We start from the raw sequence: 16,307 nt of genomic DNA on the forward strand, positions 1-16,307 counted from the left end.
GTGCCCATTTAATAGCTGACTTTACTAATCTGCCTACTTTCATAATCAATCCGCTCCTTGCTTTTCTATACTTATCTTATTCCCATTCTAGAAGCAATTAAACATCATGACGCAATACCTTGATTCCTTGGACAATGTTCCAAATGAACAGAACTATATTAATCAATGTATATAAGCCCATAAAAATTAATGCTGTAGTCATGCTAGACCACATGTTTGTTGTGTCGCCTGAATAACTAAGTGGGGAAAAGTTTGCAAATACTGCTAACATAAGAAACACAAAGAAAATAGTAGGAATAATATGCGAGATTAAAGACCGTTTAGCATGGTATTTTACCCCTTTGTCTGTTGTAAGGAAGTAAACAATTATTGGAAGAATAAAGGGAGCAAATAAAATAGAAAAATAGGTTGATGCACTTAAAATTTTATTGGTGTCCATACATGGTCTCCTCACATATTCTCGCTACTTTTTTAATTAGTCTAAGACAAACTTAACAAGTATATCTTTATATTCTTCAACGGATGAAATAGAAACCGATTCCTGATCCCCGTGCCAATCAGCGCCGCTTGGCCCGAACTCTATGGCTACCGCACCCTTCGCTGCATAATAACGAGTATCTGCAGCACCATGCTGTCCGAATAGGGTAGTTGGAGTTTGTCTGATAGAATTACAAGTAGCTAAAAGCTTCTGTATATACTTATCATCTTCTTTATTAGTGATAGCAGGAGTATGACCTTGGAAATGTATTTCACTGCCAGGGTATTTCTCTAAAAGGTCTCTTAACTCTTTGGAGATTTCCTCCACATCTTGTCCAGGAACAAACCTTAAAGAATAACTTATGATACATTCGTCTGGTACCATATTATATCGGTCTCCTCCTTCTATTTTTGCCAAATTTAGAGAAGGATATTCATAATATTCATTACTAGCCTGCATGAAAGAACATTTTCTTAAATCTTGATCAAATAGCATGGCTTTTTCAATTGCATTTACTCCTTCCCACGGACGGCTTCCATGAGCAGATTTACCTTTTAGGTGGATATCCCATTGTAATATACCTTTAGCTTGAAGGCCTATATTTACATGAGTGGGCTCTCCACAAATAACAAAGTCACCGTGGTGTCCCTGTTCAACTAAATGCTTTGATGTTTTTCCTCCGGTTTCTTCATCAGTAGCTATGTGTAGCTGTACTTTTTTCGTAAGTAAATCTTGCTGCTGTGAAAGAATCGAGAAAGCCTCCATCATCGCTGCAACACCAGCCTTCATATCTGCCGAACCACGTCCATATAGTCGATCTTCCTCAATTTTTGGTTCAAATTGTTCCGGGCTTCCTGGAACTACGTCAATATGTCCGTTCCAGATAATTGTTTCTTCACCTTTCCCAATTTCAGCTACAAGCATTAGTTTGTTGTTTAGCTCATACGTCTTTGTCGTAACTCCTCGTTTTTCGAGCCAATTCTTACAGTATAGCAGTGCCTCGTTTGCACCTTTCAAATCATCACTCTTTATTTTAATTAGATCCGTAAGTAAATTAATCAACTATTACACCCCTAATAATAAATTTGTATTATTATATAATACCAATCGGGGTTGCATTCTAAACACCTATCGGCTACAATGAACTCAAATAAAATAAATTCGAAACCACAAGGGGCGTCGCAAGAGCGGCTGAGATAGTACCCTTAGAACCTGTAAGTTCATACTTGCGTAGGGATGTGGATGGAAACTGGCAATCGCGCGATGTCTGGCTCTGTCCCTTCGGCGTTTTTTTGTGGTCAAAAAAGGGGATTACAATGGGAAATCAACGTGTTGTGTTACTCGTGGAGATTGCTATTTTTGCAGCATTAGGCTATGTATTAGATTTAATTGGATTTGGTATGCCACAGGGAGGCAGTGTTACATTTGTTCTTGTTCCAATAATATTAATTGCTTTTCGTAGAGGTGTAGCGGCAGGCATTGTGACAGGCTTTTTAATAGGTTTATTGCAGGTCGTGACAGGACGCTTTTATCCAGCACCGCTATCATTTGAAATAGTAATTATGCAAGTAGGTATTGATTATTTTATAGCGTTTATGGTTGCAGGACTTGCAGGACTATTAAGACCAGCATATATTAAAGCATATGAACATCTAAATAAAATGAAAATGATGATAGCAATTGTGTTAGGCGCTTTTATTGCTTCATTTTTACGTTATTTAGCCCATGTGTTATCGGGAATATTATTCTTTGGGGAATTTGCTGAGGGTCAAAATGTAGTTGTGTATTCATTAGTTTATAATTCTACTTATATGATACCTGTATTTCTATTCGCAGCTTTTATCTGTTCCATACTATTCGTAAAAGCCCCGCGCCTATTACTCCCGAAGTCATAAGATATATGATATGATATTCATACATCTAAGTGAAGAAGGGATCTTGTAAAGATGATAGTAAAGACAAATGAAGAATTAGAAATGTTAAAAAAAATTGGTCACATTGTAGCTGAGGTTAGAGATGCGATGAAGGCGGCAACAAAACCCGGCGTGACTACTAAAGAGCTTGATGAAATAGGCGGTAAGCTATTTAAAGAAAAAGGCGCTGTTTCTGGACCAATGGGTGAGTATGATTTCCCAGGGTATACTTGCATAAGTGTCAATGAAGAAGTTGCACATGGAATTCCAGGCTCTCGTGTGATTAAAGAGGGAGACCTTGTAAATATTGATGTTTCCGGTTCATACGAAGGATTCTTCGCAGATACTGGAATATCGTTTGTAGTTGGAGATGGCTACGAGGATAAGGAAAAGCTTTGTCAGGTTGCAGAAAGCGCATTTAATCGTGCGATGACTAAAGTAAAAGCTGGTTCTCGTCTTAACCAAATAGGTAAGGCAGTGGAGAGAGAAGCGAAGGATAATGGTCTACATGTTATCATGAACCTAACAGGTCACGGTATTGGGAAATCCTTACATGAGGCACCTCAGCATGTGTTGAATTATTATGATGCATGGGAATCCACCATTTTAAAAGAAGGTATGGTTTTAGCAGTAGAGCCCTTCATTTCCGAAAAAGCAGAACATATCGTTGAATCTGGAGACGGCTGGACATTTGTTACTCCAGATAAATCTCTAGTTGCTCAAATCGAGCATACAGTTATCGTTACAAAAGACCAACCAATCATTTTAACTAAAATAGATTAAATAAAAAACGCTAACGAAATTAATTTTTCGTTGGCGTTTTTTTTATAAATAATATTCCAGCTACTAAAACAGCGCTTAGGAAGAGGGAAGCAGCAGATATTAATAATTCGTTGACATTATGACGCACAGCAATACCGATGAAGGCCCATATGAAAACTAAAACGATAGCACGATCATCAAAATGGTATCTAAAGTGTAAGGCAATTGCAGTCGCCAAAGTTAAGAATATTACGACCCATAAAGAAGTAGTTATACCAAAGCCGCTAAACTCGTAATATGTCAAAACATAATCAAGATTCGCTATAGTAGCTACAAAAATCCAACCTAGATAAATGGAGATAGGTAATCTTCTTTTCCAGTTCGATTCATTACTTGAGTAAGTTAAATATAATAGGAATAAGGACCAAAGCAGCGCTAGTATTGTAATTAAAGCGTAGCTAAAATGCTCGTAATGCCATAGGAAAATCCAAGAAATATTAAATACGCAAGTCGCTAGAAATAATAATACTCTCTGTAAGGGAATCTTCTGTTCAGTTCTATATTCTCTTATAATATTCCATATCCAAAATGCTAATAGTATATAAATAACAATCCATATGGAAAATACATAACCAGCAGGTGTAAAGAGGGCTGGAATCCTAGCAGAGATTTCCCCAGTCGTTTGACCATTAATAGGTAACGTATTAGCAAGTATATTAACAAGGATTGTTGCGAAATAACCGCAAATCAAAAGGATTATTTTGACCAAAAGATTCGCCTCCTTCTATATTTAATAAGTATACCTTTCAATCTAAGAGCACACAAATTCAATTATAGAAATTATGTGACAAAAAAATGAATAATTAAGAAAGTAATTCATGATATAATGAAAAATGTAAAAGTTTTTAAAATAGGGGGAATATTCAGATGTTAAAACAAAATTATCCAATCGTGTGGGATTTAGATCGATTTTTCCTTGGTGGCAGCAGCTCCTCTGAATTACGCGAGCATCTAGATAAAGTTAAGGAAAAACTAGAAATATTTGAAATAAATGTTAAGGGAATAGTTGTCCCAGCCTCAGCTCAAGAGTCTAACCAAATAAGACAAATAATCGAGGAACTAAAAGATGTAGCCGTCCATTTAGCAGAAGCCGGGGCCGTTATTGGCTGCTATCTAGCTCAGGATACAACAGATAAAAAAGCGACGCTCTTACAAGGCGAGGTTGGTTCATTGTATGCAAGGTTATCTTCATTAATGATTACAATACAACAGACGCTAAGCAAAACCGAATCGACAGTATGGGAAGAGCTATTAAATACAGAAGACCTAACCCCATTTAAATTTATATTAAATGAATGGAGAGAGCAAGCGAGTAAGATGCTTTCCGAAAAAGAAGAGGATTTAATAACTACCTTAGAAGTAGACGGTTATGATGCATGGGGCCAACTATATAACATGCTTGTAGGGGACATCCATATAAAAATGACCATCGATGGGGAAGAAAGAACCCTTTCGGTAGGACAAGCTGATAACTTAAGCTCGAGTGATAATGCTGATATACGTAAAAATTCCTTTGAAGCGTTAGAAAGTGTATGGACTGAAAAAGAGGAAATTTTTGCGAAAACGCTTAATCACTTAGCTGGCTTCCGTCTGGCTACGTATAAAAAAAGAGGCTGGGAATCTGTTTTAGAAGAACCTCTTGCCATCAATCGTATGAAACAAGATACATTGGATGCAATGTGGGGAGCAATCTCTAAAAATAAAGCACCATTTGTGGAATATTTAAATAGGAAATCGGAGATGCTAGGCGAAAAAGCGATGCATTGGTATAATTTAGATGCACCTATCAGTACGTCTACCGAAAAAATGGAGTTCCAACAAGGAGCGGAATTTATCCTAAAGCATTTTAAAGAGTTTGGGCCGAAGCTAGAAGCCTTTTCAAGAAATGCTTTTGAAAATGGATGGATTGAAGCAGAAGATCGTCCAAATAAGAGACCGGGTGGCTTTTGTACAGGAATGCCTGTATCAGAGGAATCTCGTATATTTATGACTTATAGTGGTTCCATGTCAAATGTTTCTACACTTGCGCATGAATTAGGTCATGCATTCCACTCATATGCTTTAAGACCAGTGCATTGGATGAACCGAAGATATGCAATGGGAGTCGCAGAAACTGCATCTACCTTTGCAGAAATGATAGTGGCGGATGCCTCTGTTCGCGAAGCAAAGTCCGAAGAAGAGAAAATTGCTTTGTTGGAAGATAAAATTCAACGCAGTGTTGCTTTCTTTATGAACATTCACGCTCGCTTCTTGTTTGAAACTAGATTTTATGAGGAACGAAAAGACGGCATTGTTTCTGCAAACCGGTTGAACGAACTAATGGAAGAAGCTCAGAGAGAAGCCTATGGGGATGCTTTAGACACGGTACATCCGCATTTTTGGGCATCTAAGCTTCACTTCTATATTACGGGCGTTCCTTTTTATAATTTCCCTTATACCTTTGGCTACTTATTTTCTTTAAGTATATATTCAAAGGCAAAAGAAGAAGGATCTGGTTTTGAGGAGAAGTATATTGCTTTATTACAGGACACAGCAGTAATGTCTGTGGAGGATTTAGCGATGAAACATTTACAAGAGGATATAACGAAAGAAGCGTTTTGGAAGAAGGGGATTGACCTTTGTATTCAAGACGTCCAAGAGTTTTTGCAATTAACTAACGCTAAAGGGTGACGGTACTTGATTTATCTAGAAGGAGCAAGTTGTTACTTAAGGACTTTAAATGTAAAGGATGCACCTGCTCTTGCAAATTTAGTCTATGACAACAAGTTGTACTGGTCTGTTTTTGAACCATTACACCAAGAAGAATATTATACTGCTAGCGTCCAAAGAGAAAAGATTCGTGAATCAATCATGCTCATGCAGGAAAAAAGGGAATATAGCTTTGGTATTTTTTCTCATGAACGAGATATTTTGATAGGCAGCATTTCACTTTATAGCCTGAAAAGAATGCCGTTTTCTAGTGGTTTAATTGGCTATTCGGTTGACCAGAAGCAAATTGGTAAAGGAATTGCGTCTGAGGCTGTTCGACTAGTAAAGCAATTTGGCTTTAATGACGTTCAATTAAATCGAATAGAAGCTTATGTATCCCCTAGAAATTTTGGCTCTATCAAAGTGCTAGAGAATAACAAGTTTGTTCGAGAAGGATTGCTACGTAAGCTGTTATTCATTAATGGGAAATGGGAAGATCACTATATGTATTCCTCTTTAAGAGGAGAATAATAGGGAGTACAAAAGTCTGTTGGCAAACTACCTTAGTTAGTTAGCCAACGGCTTTTTTATATTGAAGGAAAATGGAGAGTTAAGATATGCAGTTGTTATAACAAAACAAAAAAGAGCCTACCATATAGGCAAGCTCTTACTACTTGACGATTTCCCGGGAAATACATCATTTTTTGTCGATTTTACCGTCTGTTACCAAATCTAGTCTTCCTGTATGAGGGTCGATAATTAGTCCATGAACTGGTATTTCAGAAATCATCAATGGGTGATTACGTATCATTTCAACGCTATGTAAGACGCTTTCTTTCACATCTGAAAAACCTTCTAGCCATTCTTCGACTTCAATACCTGAGTTTTTAAGCACATCGAAAGTAGAAGGATCTACTCCACGAGCTGTCATTTTTTCAAGGATTTTATCTGTTTGGATGGAGCTCATTCCACAATCATGGTGACCAATTACATAAATCTCATCTGCCTGAAGCTCGTAAACTGCAACGATCAAGCTACGCATAATACCACCAAATGGATGATTAATAACAGCCCCTGCACTTTTAACGATTTTTACATCTCCATTTTTAAGATTCATTGATTTAGGAAGCATTTCTACTAAACGTGTATCCATACAAGTAAGAATAACTATTCGCTTATCAGGAAACTTAGTAGTTACATAAGGTTCATACAGCTTGTTTTCTACAAATGATTTGTTATAGGTTAGTATGTCGTTTAAACTTGGCATAGTAATTCCTCCTTCTTAATATATTTTATACGAAAAAGAAGAAATTTACTTAATATTTGTTTAAAGAAATTATCTTGCTATGTTTCTTTTGCGATCATGGATAAAGAAAGACTTCCCTGTACCGATTACAACTGACTGTAATGGTTCTGGTGCAAGGTGGACAGGTACTTCAATTACACCGCTAAGCCATTCCTTTAATCCTTTTAGCAACGCTCCGCCACCAGTCAATATGACACCGTGGTCTACGATATCTCCTGAAAGCTCAGGAGGACAAATTTCTAATGTCGCACGAATTGCTTCTAGAATTGTCTCTAATGATTCTTTTAAAACTCCTTGTATTTGAGTAGAAGATAGTTTCACTATTTTTGGTAAACCAGTCACTACATCTCTTCCACGCACTTCCATTACTTCTTCTGTATGAGGAACAAGGGCATACCCTATAGTCGTTTTTATCAATTCTGCTGTAGGCTCACCGATGATTACATTAAACTCTTTACGTACATAGTGGATAATCGCGTCGTCCATTCGATCTCCTGCTGCTTTTACAGTACTTGATGCCACGACACCTCCGTATGAGATAATCCCTACCTCTGTAGTACCTCCACCGATGTCTACAATCATACTTGCTACTGGCTCATTGACTGGCAATCCAGCTCCAATTGCAGCAGCAACAGGCTCTTCCATTAGTTGTACTTCTTTAGCGCCGCTTTGACGTACCGCATCTTGGATAGCACGGCGTTCTACAGAAGTTGCTCCTGAAGGTGTGCAAACAATAACAGTAGGCTTACGTAATGAAGTACCAAGTTTTTTGCTAGCTTTTTGCATAATAAGTTTTAACAGCTGGGTAGTAACATCAAAGTCTGCGATAACCCCATCTTTTAAAGGTCTAACTACTTCAATAGATGTTGGTGTTTTACCTATCATCTTTTTGGCTTCTGATCCAAAGGCAATTATTTCTTTTGTTTTTGTGTTTACTGCCACCACAGTTGGCTCATCTATAAGTAATCCTTTATTTTTTGTATAAACTAAAGTATTAGCAGTTCCTAAATCAATACCGATATGTGAATTTGACAACATATGTCTTCCTCCATTTCACTTGCTCTACGTTATTATAATGGAAAATAGCACAATTGCCATTTGTAACATAATGGAATTTTACGTATGTTTCAATACTTTGTGGGTAGTAAGGGGCATTTATAGGGAAAAAAATAATGACAAAAACCCATTTTGTATTCGTTTTGTAATACAAACTTATCTAAAATGAAATAAAAAAAATAAGAAATAACAACGAAAAGTGTAAGTGCCTGTTCTGCCCCGACAGGCAAATGAAGAAAAGCGAGGAGGCAGTTCCTCAGCAACCACAGTATTTTCCCATTTGACCCCGAGGGGCAAGGCACCGAGGATAGAAGAAAAGAAGCGACACCTAATTGGAGTAAAAGCGCACCTTAAAACTAGAGAAGTGCCACCTAAAACGTATGAAATGTCACCTAAACCTGGGGAAAGCACCTAAAAGAAAAGAAATGACACCTAAACGGAGCAAAAGCACACCTAAAGCATAGAGAAGTGATACCTAAAAAGTAGAAAGTGTCACCTAAACAGTTGCACCCCATTAGTAAGGAACTATTATGCCTTTTGTATAAAAAAACAACCGCGACTTTTAAGTCACGGTTGACATATTAAAACTTATTAGTTGGTTTCGGATCGACGATAATTGCATCTTGGTTGTTCATTGGTTTAGAGAAGTAAAACATGATTACCGCTCCAATGGCTAAAATACCGCCAGAGAACCCAAGAATTGTAGCTATGAATAAGCCCATTTTTAACACCTCACTATTCATATTAATATCATTATAACTTATTTACACTAAATTTGTAACACTAAAACATTAAATTTATGAATAGATTGTGATTAAAATGCCCAGTTTCCGTTTCTAAACACAGGTTCTTTAGTGCCATCCTCTTTAATTCCATCAATATTCATATTTTCAGAACCAATCATGAAGTCTACATGAGTGATACTTTCATTCAATCCGTTTTCTGCAAGCTCTTCACGACTCATTTTTTTACCGCCTTCGATACAGAACGCATATGCACTACCGATTGCTAAATGGTTCGAAGCATTTTCATCAAACAATGTATTATAGAATAACAGGTTAGAGTTAGAGATTGGTGAATCATGTGGTACAAGTGCAACTTCCCCAAGGTAATGGGAGCCTTCATCCGTATCAACTAATTGCTCTAGTACTTCTTGACCTTCTTTTGCCTCTACTTTTACAATGCGACCATTTTCAAAAGTGATAGTGAAATTATCAATAATATTTCCACCATAGCTTAAAGGCTTCGTGCTTGCTACATACCCGTCAACCCCTGTTTTTAAAGGAACTGTAAATACTTCTTCTGTAGGCATGTTAGCCATAAAATCTTCGCCTTTTTCGTTCGTGCTACTAGCTCCGCACCAGAGATGGCCGTTCGGAAGTTCGATTGTTAGGTCAGTGCCTGGAGCTGTGTAATGAAGTTTTTTATAATTTTTTTCGTTTAAGTAGTCTACTTTTGTGTGTAACAAGCGATCGTGCTCTTTCCAAGCAGATACTGGGTCTTCCAGGTCAGCTCTTACTGCACTAAAGATAGATTCCCATAATGCTGGAACTTGCTCTTCCTGAGGAAGCTCTGGAAATACTTTTGCAGCCCATTTTTTAGAAGGTGCCGCAACTACAGACCAGCTAATTTTATCTGACTGAACATACTGGCGGTATTTGGACATAGCTTGACCTGCAGCTTTTTGGAAAGTTGAGATTTTACTAGAATCTATACCCTTCAGTAAATCGGGACTTTGACTTACGATACTCATAAAAGCAGCGCCTGATTCAGCAAGCTGCTCTCTTTCTTGAACTTTCCATGGTGGATAGAAGTCGAAAGAGTCTTTTGAGGCTAGCTCATAACGGATGCGTGTTAACTCATCATCAGAAAAATCTACGTAAACAGTCTTAGCTCCAGCTTCATAAGCTTTTTTAGTTACAAGTCGGACAAATTCTACTGTTTCTGTAGAGGCCGCAATATATAAATCTTGCCCTTTTTGTATATTTACTCCTACTTCAACAGCTAAAGCAGCATACTTTTCTAAATTGTTTTCAAAGGTTGACATATCCATACATCCTTTCTTTTCTTAAGATTATAGTATCAGTTTATAGAGGGATTTATCAATGACTCTCTGCCAATTAAGACAAAAAAGAGTTCAAATTAATTGAAATAAAATTTATAGTTAGAAACTAATATTAAAATCCTGATATATTAACCGAAATAAAGAACAGAAATAGAATGTGGGGGTTTATGAATTGGATAAGTCTACAGTAATTGGTCTCGTCTTAGGAATTGTTGCGTTAGGTGTAGGAATGGTTCTGAAGGGAGTAGGATTAGCTGCCCTGTTGAATCCAGCAGCTATTTTAATTATTATCGTTGGAACAATTGCGACTATCGTAATTGGTTTCCCGATGGATGAGCTAAAAAGAATACCTAAGCTTTTCGGAGTAATTTTTAAAGAACAGAAGTTAGTGCCAGATCATGAAGTTATTAAATTGTTTTCTAACTGGGCTGATTTAGCTCGTAGAGAAGGGTTACTTGCATTAGAGAGTAAAACAACCGATGTGGAAGATCCATTTTTGAAAAATGGACTTACTTTAGCTATCGATGGACAGAATGCAGATTATATTAGAGATGTGTTAACAGAAGAAATTAATGCCTTGGAAGAAAGACATTCCACTGGTGCTCAGATTTTCACGCAGGCAGGTACATATGCACCTACTCTTGGAGTGCTAGGTGCAGTAGTTGGTTTAGTAGCAGCGCTAGGTGATATGAATGATATAGAAAAATTAGGACATGCAATTTCCGCTGCATTCATCGCTACATTATTAGGGATATTCACAGGTTATGTGCTTTGGCATCCATTTGCCAACAAGTTAAAACGAAAGTCAAAGCAAGAGGTTAGACAAAAAACTATGATGTTAGAGGGAATCCTTTCTGTCTTAGAAGGAGATGCACCACGTGTGATAGAGCAGAAATTGGCTTCTTATCTATCTATGTCTGAACGTAAAAAAGTTTTAAATGAAAGCGGGGAGGCAGGCCTTGGCAAAGAAGCATAAAAAACATCAGCATGAAGAGGAAATGAGTGAATCTTGGCTTCTTCCTTACGCAGATATTTTAACTTTACTACTTGCACTGTTTATTGTGTTATTTGCTTCTAGTACTGTTGATCAAGAAAAGCTAAACCAAATGTCCGCGGTATTCAATCAAGTGTTTGATGGAGGTACCGGACTAATGGAACAGCCTTCGCCAATGGATGTACCTAGGAACAATAATAGCGGTGATTCCAATCAAAGCATGGCTTACATCGAGGATCAGCAAGCTTTATCTGAGATTCAAGACAGTGTCGATGAATACATAGCGGTTAATGCGCTAGAGAAACAATTTGCAACTGAGTTAACAAGCGAAGGTCTTTTAGTGACAATTAGAGATAGCATTTTATTTGACTTGGGACAGGCAGAGGTAAAACAAGAGTATCGACAAATTGCAGAAGATATATCAGATTTACTGGTGTTTGATCCGCCTCGGAATGTTGTGATTACAGGACACACGGATAATATTCCGATATCTAGTAGTGTTTATGCCTCTAACTGGGAGTTAAGTGTTATGCGCTCGGTGAACTTTTTGAAAATATTAGTAAACAATAACACAATTGATCCTCTGTACTTCAGTGCAAAGGGCTACGGAGAGTTCAAGCCGGTTGCTGCTAATGATACGGAAGAAGGCAGAGCAAAAAATAGACGTGTCGAAGTGCTGATACAGCCTCGAGTATTAGAGGATGGCAGCTTAAACGACCAACCCCAATAAAATGAAACTGACAATTATTTTAAATAGTTGTCAGTTTTTCTTTGACTTTTTAAAACAAAAGTTTATAATTAAAACAAATGTTTGAAGAGGGGAGGTTGTCCGAATGGAATCCAAAGAATTAAAAGTTCTGACCTATTTGCGTAACAATCCTTATGCATCACAACAAGAAATGGCAGATGCCTTAAAGATGTCCAGGCCAGCAGTTGCTAATATCATCTCTCAGCTCATTAAAAGTGGGAAGATTATTGGCAGAGCATACATTTTACCAGAGAACAAAGAGATTATTTGTATAGGCGGAGCTAATGTAGATAGAAAGTATATAGTAAAAGATCAACTACAAATGGGTACTTCTAATCCAACTACAAGCCTGCAAAGTATAGGCGGAGTTGCAAGAAATATTGCTGAAAACTTAGGAAGGCTTGGCAATACAGTCAGGCTACTTACAGTTGTCGGTAACGATATGGAATACGCTTCTATCGAAAAGGCATCTAGTCACTGGATGAACTTGTTTTCTGTAGAAAAGCTTGTTAACTACTCTACTGGAACGTACTCAGCCGTACTAGACCAACAGGGGGAAATGCTTTTTGCCCTGGCTAATATGGATATTTATGATCAGCTAACAGTGGACTACATGAAAAAACAAGAGGCTTATCTTACGAATGCGCAAATGCTCATAATAGATATGAACTGTCCAAAAGATGTAATGGAATACATTCACGCATTGGCGGTCGGCAATAAGATTCCTCTTGCAATTATCCCAGTGTCTTCACCGAAGATGAATCGAATGCCGGAGAATCTGGAAGGAATAGAGTGGCTTATAACAAATAAGGATGAAGCCGAAACATACTTTCAAACGCAGATTGTGGATGAGGAATCCTGGAAACGTACAGCCGAGAAATTTGTCCAAAAAGGCATACGCCATGTCATTATAACGAATGGCAGTAAGGGAGTAGTATGTGCTGGGAAAGAGAGTGAGACATTGTTTATGCCTGCTATCCAAACAGAGCAGGTAGTAGACGTGACTGGCGCAGGAGATGCCTTTGTTTCTGGGGTTCTTCATGCTTCGTTGGATGGAGTAGAAGTAAAGCAGGCTGTGCTGACTGGGATGATTAACGCTACCAAAACACTCCAATCTGTAGACACAGTACGAACTGAACTAACAAAATTGAAGTTAACTAATGAACTGGAGGAATATTTAAAATGAAAAAATATCTTACGTACTCACAAGAGGTTGAACAAGGAATGGCAGAAGGAAAAGCGATCGTAGCATTAGAATCTACTATCATTTCTCATGGGATGCCTTATCCACAAAACATTGAAATGGCAAGAAAAGTAGAACAAATTATCCGTGATAACGGAGCAGTTCCTGCAACAATTGCAATTATGGACGGGAAGATTAAAATTGGTTTATCCAATGAAGAATTAGAAACTTTAGCAACTAGCAGCAATGCTCGCAAAACTTCTAGAAGAGATTTACCTTATGTAGTCGCTTCCAAGGAAATCGGTGCTACTACTGTTGCAACAACGATGATTTGTGCAGATCTTGCAGGAATTCAAATGTTTGTAACCGGAGGGATCGGCGGGGTGCATAGAGGTGCTGAGACAACAATGGACATTTCTGCTGACCTTGAAGAGTTAGCGTCTACAAATGTTGCAGTTGTTTGCGCAGGTGCTAAGTCAATTTTAGATATCGGATTAACGTTAGAATACTTAGAAACAAAGGGTGTCCCAGTAGTAGGCTTCCAAACAGAAGCTTTCCCAGCATTCTATACTTCTACTAGCCCTTTTAAATCAGACTTCCGTATGGACGAAGAAAAAGAAGTTGCTGAAATGCTAAACGTTAAATGGGAGCTAGGGTTAAATGGTGGAGCTATCATTGCTAATCCAATCCCAGCAGAATATTCATTGGATGAGGAATACATGAATGGAATCATTCAAACAGCATTGCAAGAAGCTGAAGCAAATGGCATTAAGGGGAAAGATGTAACACCATTCCTTCTTGGTAAAGTAAAAGAGTTAACAGAAGGTAAGTCATTAGAATCTAACATAGAACTTGTATACAATAATGCAAGAGTTGGAGCTAAAATTGCAGTAGAGTTAAATAAGCTATCTAAATAAGAATTGGTCCTTCCCTATAAAAGTAGGGGAGGATTTTTTAATTTTACGTGCAATTGATTCCTACTATCGACCGCTTTACATGTCATGAGCAATAGTAAGTTAGAAGCTTGGGAAGGAATTTCTGTCTGTAGTACCGAAGTAAATAAGGGATAAAACATCATATTGATTGGAAAGGTTGCTCATTATGTATATTCCGAAATATTATAAGGTGACAAATTGGGAAGAGATTAAGGAATTCATTCAAACAAATTCATTCGGAGCTCTTATTACGACGAAAAAAGAAAAGCCGATTGCAACTCACCTACCCTTGCAGATCCATAATGAAGGGGAAGATTATTACGTCACAGGGCATATGGCTTATGGGAATCCTCAATGGAGAACATTTGAAACAACTGAAGATGTATTGGTTATTTTTCAAGGACCTCACTCTTACGTATCTTCTTCATGGTACGAACATGAAAATGTCCCAACATGGAACTATCAAGCTGTCCATGTATATGGGAAGGCTATGATAATGACTGAGGACGAGTTGAAACAAGACCTGGCATGGTTGCTGCAAAATTATGAGAAGCATCGGAAAAATCCTGTTTTATGGGAAAATCTATCCCCACAATTATTAGAGAAAGAACTGAAGGGTATTGTTGGATTTAAGATTAAGATACAAGAAATTCAAGCTGTAGATAAACTAAGTCAAAACCGTAACGAAGCGGATTACCAGAACATTATTCAAAAACTGTATGAGGAAAAGACTACAAACTCTCACCAAGTCGCAAAAGTAATGGAAAGGAAACTCCAGAAGGATGATTAATTATTATACATATAAAAAGAGAGGTAGCTTTTGTGTAAACAGGTTACCTCTCTTTCATTATTAAGGATTATAAAGTGATTACTTTCTTAAACTACCAAGTTCTGCGACGATTGCTTGCATTTCACTTGGACTAAAAGAATCTCGTTTGTTGACCATTTCATATAAATATACAAGATCATCATAGGCTGTAGCTTTAAAGTCCTCAGATTTCATGGCATCCACATTGACCATACGTAATTTTTCCTTGATTGTTTCTAGCATAAAGCTAATATTCTCAACGGAAGGTTGATTTAAATCCATTCTTTTGTACCTGCCTTTCATACATTAGAAATATCATTTCACGCATAGCCTAGAATGTCAAATACTAATTAAGACTTGCTAGCTAGTTTTTCTTCCTTTAACTTGTTCTGAATACGTTTTGTTTCATAAACTACAACACCTGAAAGTCCTAGCAAACCTATTAAGTTAGGAATTGCCATTAATGCATTGGTAATATCAGAGAAAGTCCATATTAAATCTAAAGAAACAACGGAACCGATGAATACCATAGCAACGAATGCAATACGATAAACAATTAACAGCGTAGGATTCTTAAATAAGTATTGGAAACACTTTTCTCCGTAATAAGCCCAGCCGAAAATCGTGGAAGAAGCAAAGAAAATTAAACCAACCGCAATGATAATTGGTCCCCAGTCTCCAAGGAAGTGACCAAAGGCTGCTGATGTTAAATCTCCACCACCTAGACTAGTATCCTTATACATACCAGACATTACAATTGTAACCCCTGTAATCGAACAGATGATAAAAGTATCTATAAATACTTGAGTCATGGAAACGAGCGCCTGACGTCCTGGTAAATCCGTTTTTGCGGCAGCAGCAGCAATTGGAGCGGATCCAAGGCCGGCTTCATTGGAGAATACACCACGAGCAATACCATAACGGATAGCTGCACCAATAGCTCCACCAGCAGCTGCTTCTCCAGTAAATGCTGATTTAAAAATAATGCCAAATGCTTCAGGGACAGCTGAAATGTTAGTCACCATTATAAATAGGCCAGCTAGTATGTAAAACAAAGCCATTACAGGTACAAAAACAGCGGTCACATTACCGATAGATTTAATGCCTCCCAAAATAACTAGAGCAGTAAAAACCGTGAGAACTAGACCAGTTATCCATGTTTCTATACCAAAAGTAGATTCTACTGCTGAAGAAACAGAGTTAGCTTGTGTGCCGTTCCCAATTCCAAAAGCAGCTAATGCCCCAAAAATAGCGAATAGGACTGCTAACCATTTTTGCTTTAAACCATGTTCTATGTAATACATTGGACCG

The 16,307-nt window shown here is 37.7% G+C and carries 18 protein-coding genes and 1 riboswitch; of the genes, 9 read left to right on the plus strand and 9 right to left on the minus strand.

Translation table 11 applies throughout. The features are described 5' to 3' along the window. Window positions 1-97: 97 nt before the first annotated feature. Complete coding sequence (locus AC06OU_RS00745) at window positions 98-439, minus strand: magnetosome magnetite crystal formation protein family (RefSeq protein ID WP_475853440.1); 342 nt, start codon at window positions 437-439, stop codon at window positions 98-100. 36 nt (window positions 440-475) lie between these two features. Further along, window positions 476-1,540 carry a M20 family metallopeptidase gene (locus AC06OU_RS00750; protein WP_475853441.1) on the minus strand — a complete coding sequence of 355 codons (1,065 nt, stop codon included), beginning with the start codon at window positions 1,538-1,540 and terminating at the stop codon, window positions 476-478. Window positions 1,541-1,640: 100 nt separating this feature from the next. Next, window positions 1,641-1,732, plus strand: a riboswitch (TPP riboswitch). A gap of 62 nt (window positions 1,733-1,794) precedes the next feature. Between AC06OU_RS00750 and thiT the strand changes: the two genes are divergently transcribed. Next, complete coding sequence (gene thiT, locus AC06OU_RS00755) at window positions 1,795-2,373, plus strand: energy-coupled thiamine transporter ThiT (RefSeq protein WP_475853442.1); 579 nt, start codon at window positions 1,795-1,797, stop codon at window positions 2,371-2,373. 51 nt (window positions 2,374-2,424) lie between these two features. After that, window positions 2,425-3,174: a type I methionyl aminopeptidase gene (map, locus tag AC06OU_RS00760; protein ID WP_475853443.1), complete on the plus strand. Its 750-nt coding sequence runs from the start codon at window positions 2,425-2,427 to the stop codon at window positions 3,172-3,174. Between the two features lie 19 nt (window positions 3,175-3,193). On the opposite strand, the gene AC06OU_RS00765 is transcribed toward map, so the two are convergent. Beyond that, the gene (locus tag AC06OU_RS00765; protein WP_475853444.1) at window positions 3,194-3,922 is read right to left on the minus strand and encodes a tryptophan-rich sensory protein; all 729 of its coding nucleotides are present in this window, start codon (window positions 3,920-3,922) and stop codon (window positions 3,194-3,196) included. Window positions 3,923-4,080: 158 nt separating this feature from the next. Between AC06OU_RS00765 and AC06OU_RS00770 the strand changes: the two genes are divergently transcribed. Both AC06OU_RS00770 and AC06OU_RS00775 read left to right on the plus strand, forming a co-directional pair. Continuing rightward, window positions 4,081-5,883, plus strand: a complete 1,803-nt coding sequence (locus AC06OU_RS00770; RefSeq protein ID WP_475853445.1) for a M3 family oligoendopeptidase — start codon at window positions 4,081-4,083, stop codon at window positions 5,881-5,883. 6 nt (window positions 5,884-5,889) lie between these two features. Continuing rightward, a complete protein-coding gene (locus AC06OU_RS00775; protein WP_475853446.1) occupies window positions 5,890-6,432 on the plus strand; it encodes a GNAT family N-acetyltransferase in 543 nt (180 codons plus the stop codon). A gap of 166 nt (window positions 6,433-6,598) precedes the next feature. On the opposite strand, the gene AC06OU_RS00780 is transcribed toward AC06OU_RS00775, so the two are convergent. The 4 genes from AC06OU_RS00780 to AC06OU_RS00795 all read right to left on the minus strand — a co-directional run bounded on the left by AC06OU_RS00780 (window position 6,599) and on the right by AC06OU_RS00795 (window position 10,310). Then, entirely contained in the window at window positions 6,599-7,168 is a 570-nt protein-coding gene (locus AC06OU_RS00780; protein ID WP_475853447.1) for a beta-class carbonic anhydrase, read from the minus strand. A gap of 69 nt (window positions 7,169-7,237) precedes the next feature. Next, a complete protein-coding gene (mreBH, locus tag AC06OU_RS00785; protein WP_475853448.1) occupies window positions 7,238-8,245 on the minus strand; it encodes a rod-share determining protein MreBH in 1,008 nt (335 codons plus the stop codon). 599 nt (window positions 8,246-8,844) lie between these two features. Continuing rightward, window positions 8,845-8,985, minus strand: coding sequence for a hypothetical protein (locus tag AC06OU_RS00790; RefSeq protein ID WP_169361478.1), 141 nt, complete (start codon window positions 8,983-8,985; stop codon window positions 8,845-8,847). A gap of 92 nt (window positions 8,986-9,077) precedes the next feature. Beyond that, on the minus strand, window positions 9,078-10,310 hold the full coding sequence (locus AC06OU_RS00795) for an aminopeptidase (RefSeq protein WP_342567050.1): 1,233 nt from the start codon (window positions 10,308-10,310) through the stop codon (window positions 9,078-9,080). 190 nt (window positions 10,311-10,500) lie between these two features. Here AC06OU_RS00795 and motA point away from each other — a divergent pair, with 190 nt between their 5' ends. From motA to AC06OU_RS00820, 5 genes are all read left to right on the plus strand, one after another. Next, on the plus strand, window positions 10,501-11,304 hold the full coding sequence (gene motA / locus AC06OU_RS00800; protein WP_169361476.1) for a flagellar motor stator protein MotA: 804 nt from the start codon (window positions 10,501-10,503) through the stop codon (window positions 11,302-11,304). Further along, on the plus strand, window positions 11,288-12,052 hold the full coding sequence (gene motB, locus AC06OU_RS00805; protein ID WP_251557032.1) for a flagellar motor protein MotB: 765 nt from the start codon (window positions 11,288-11,290) through the stop codon (window positions 12,050-12,052). Before motA ends, motB begins: the two co-directional genes overlap by 17 nt. Window positions 12,053-12,155: 103 nt before the next feature. Further along, on the plus strand, window positions 12,156-13,256 hold the full coding sequence (locus AC06OU_RS00810; RefSeq protein WP_475853449.1) for a PfkB family carbohydrate kinase: 1,101 nt from the start codon (window positions 12,156-12,158) through the stop codon (window positions 13,254-13,256). Then, a complete protein-coding gene (locus AC06OU_RS00815) occupies window positions 13,253-14,170 on the plus strand; it encodes a pseudouridine-5'-phosphate glycosidase (RefSeq protein ID WP_475853450.1) in 918 nt (305 codons plus the stop codon). Before AC06OU_RS00810 ends, AC06OU_RS00815 begins: the two co-directional genes overlap by 4 nt. 184 nt (window positions 14,171-14,354) lie before the next feature. After that, window positions 14,355-14,978: an FMN-binding negative transcriptional regulator gene (locus tag AC06OU_RS00820; RefSeq protein WP_475853451.1), complete on the plus strand. Its 624-nt coding sequence runs from the start codon at window positions 14,355-14,357 to the stop codon at window positions 14,976-14,978. A 78-nt stretch (window positions 14,979-15,056) separates the two neighbouring features. Here the strand turns inward: AC06OU_RS00820 and AC06OU_RS00825 are convergent, their stop codons facing one another. After that, a complete protein-coding gene (locus AC06OU_RS00825; RefSeq protein WP_340882296.1) occupies window positions 15,057-15,278 on the minus strand; it encodes a DUF1128 domain-containing protein in 222 nt (73 codons plus the stop codon). Between the two features lie 68 nt (window positions 15,279-15,346). Beyond that, a partial coding sequence (locus AC06OU_RS00830) for an alanine/glycine:cation symporter family protein (RefSeq protein WP_475853452.1) occupies window positions 15,347-16,307 on the minus strand: 961 nt, incomplete at its 5' end.

The sequence above is a fragment of the Psychrobacillus sp. genome, from assembly GCF_056205495.1.